The sequence below is a fragment of the Pedobacter sp. genome (genome assembly GCF_045628745.1).
Classification (GTDB): Bacteria; Bacteroidota; Bacteroidia; order Sphingobacteriales; family Sphingobacteriaceae; genus Pedobacter.
In genome coordinates, this window is the sequence record NZ_JAZQPU010000024.1 from 1 (window position 1) to 2,272 (window position 2,272).

The window sequence follows — 2,272 nt, forward strand, 5'->3', positions numbered from 1 at the left end:
CCCTGTCGGCGGCACTCACATTGCCGAAGGTAAATAAAACCAGGTTTAACTTTGGCAGTTGCATGTTTGCCAGGTAAGCCTGTTCTTTTATATGCTGATAAATGCTCATGATTGATAAGGTTTGATATCTCTTTTATTGTGCTTCTCTATGAAACGGCCTAAACTTTGGTACCTTTCATAGTGTTGACGATACATTTTTCTTTTTTTAATATTGGGTTGGTATTCCTTTTCAAAACCTGTACCCATAGCTTTCATTGCTTTTTCAATACTTGGATAAATGCCTGCTGCTACAGAGGCAAACATAGCAGCACCTAAAGCGCAGGTATGTTCAAAACGATGGATTCTGATCGGCATTTCTAATACATCAGCCATCATCTGCATAATATAAGGAGATTTTTTGGCAACGCCACCAATACCTATAATACCTTTAACAGGCACCCCCTGGTCTTTAAAACGTTCAACAATACTTTTAGCACCGAAACAAGTTGCTGCAGCTAATGAACGGAAGAATCGTGGAGCATCAGTACCTAAACCTAAGCCTGTAACCGCGCCTTTGAGCTCCTGATTGGCATCAGGGGTTCTTCTGCCGTTAAGCCAGTCTAAAGCAATTTCAGCACCTTCATCATCTGGCAATGCTGCTGCAGCCGTACTTAAGGCGGCAATAATTTTATGTTCAATTTCAACCTTTAAAGCAATTGCAGTTTCCTCATCAATTAAGGTGGAGGTGGTTAAAAGGTTTTGTAAAGGCCAGCTGATTAGGTTTTTAAACCAGGCATAAGTATCTCCAAATGCTGATTGACCGGCTTCTAAACCTGCCATCCCTGGAATAACAGAGCCGTTAACCTGACCACAGATGCCGTTAACCAACTTACCTTCCATGTCTTCATTTGGTGCAACCAAAATATCGCATGTACTGGTGCCCATCACCTTACTTAAAAAATAAGGCTCAATCTGGCCACCAACAGCGCCCATGTGTGCATCAAAAGCACCGACACCAATAACCACATCAGTATTTAGACCTAATTTATTTGCCCATTCTTCACCAAGAGTTCCAGCAGCTACATCAGATGTAAAAGTGTCTTGAAACAATTTCTCTCTAAATCCCTTTAAAACGGGGTCAAGTTTACTAAAAAATTCTTCAGGAGGGAGTCCGTTAAATTCTTCTGCCCATAAAGCTTTATGGCCAGCAGCACAACGACTGCGTTTCATTTTTTTAATATCGGTTTCACCGCAAAGTAAAAAAGGAATCCAGTCGCAATGTTCCACCCAAGAGCTGGCGTGCTTTTTAACAGCTTTATCAGTTCTTAATATATGTAAAAGTTTTGCCCAAAACCATTCAGAAGAATAAGTGCCACCCACGTACTTCAAGTAATTAGTTGGAAATTTTGTGGCATGTTTATTAATTTCTGCGGCTTCTTTTACGGAAGTATGGTCTTTCCAAAGGACAAACATGGCATTGGGATTTTCTTCAAAATCTTTGGTCAGGGCTAGGGGAGTTCCGCTTTCATCTACTGCTACGGGCGTTGATCCTGTAGTATCTACTGATATGCCTTTGATCAATGGAGCGATGGCTTCGCCACCACCTTTTTGAATACATTCTTTAATAGTGTATGCTAAACCTTCAACATAATCTAAAGGATGTTGCCTGAACTGGTTAAGCGAAGGATTGCAGTATAAACCTTTTTGCCATCGGGGGTAAAGAAATATGGAAGAAGAAATTTCCTTGCCATTGGTGGTATCAACAAGTACAGAACGAACGGAGTCAGTTCCATAATCAACACCTATAACATATTTTGCTGTGCTCATATCTATAAATAAAATGTATAAATAACGTTTATTATTCTAATTTCAGAATTTTTAATGTCTTTTTAACGTTTATTAATTTAAATTAATAAATAGGGTTAATTTTTTTCACCTGCATGATGTTTATTGGCTTGTTTTTCAGTGTGTTTCCTTTAGTGAAGACGAAGTGCATGAAAAAGTATTTCAACTACAATAAACTGCAGATAGGCAACATAAAAATGCACAAAACAGAACTATATAAACTGCGAGCAGTTTTCTATATCCTACTGCGCAGCGCTATGACGATATTATCATATTGATCCGTGTTATGGAGTTAATTTTAAGCGACACTTAAATATTAACATCATGAAAAATCAAATGATCACATTCGCAATTGGCATTTTGGTAACTTTTTCCGCTATAGAAAGTTCTGATGCCCAAATCAAGCTTCCTGAAATCGAAATTTACGGTATTGCTAATAAGGAAGCAG

At 38.6% G+C, this 2,272-nt stretch carries 1 protein-coding gene; it reads right to left on the bottom strand.

Annotated elements, in window-relative coordinates; genetic code table 11:
• Positions 1–105: 105 nt before the first annotated feature.
• Complete coding sequence (locus ACR2F7_RS01090; RefSeq protein ID WP_432711766.1) at positions 106–1,806, bottom strand: ribulokinase; 1,701 nt, start codon at positions 1,804–1,806, stop codon at positions 106–108.
• Positions 1,807–2,272 lie beyond the last annotated feature (466 nt).

Excerpts from the sequence above, each read along its gene's own strand:
- ACR2F7_RS01090 (WP_432711766.1), bottom strand. The coding sequence starts at position 1,806 with ATGAGCACAGCAAAATATGTTATAGGTGTTGATTATGGAACTGACTCC.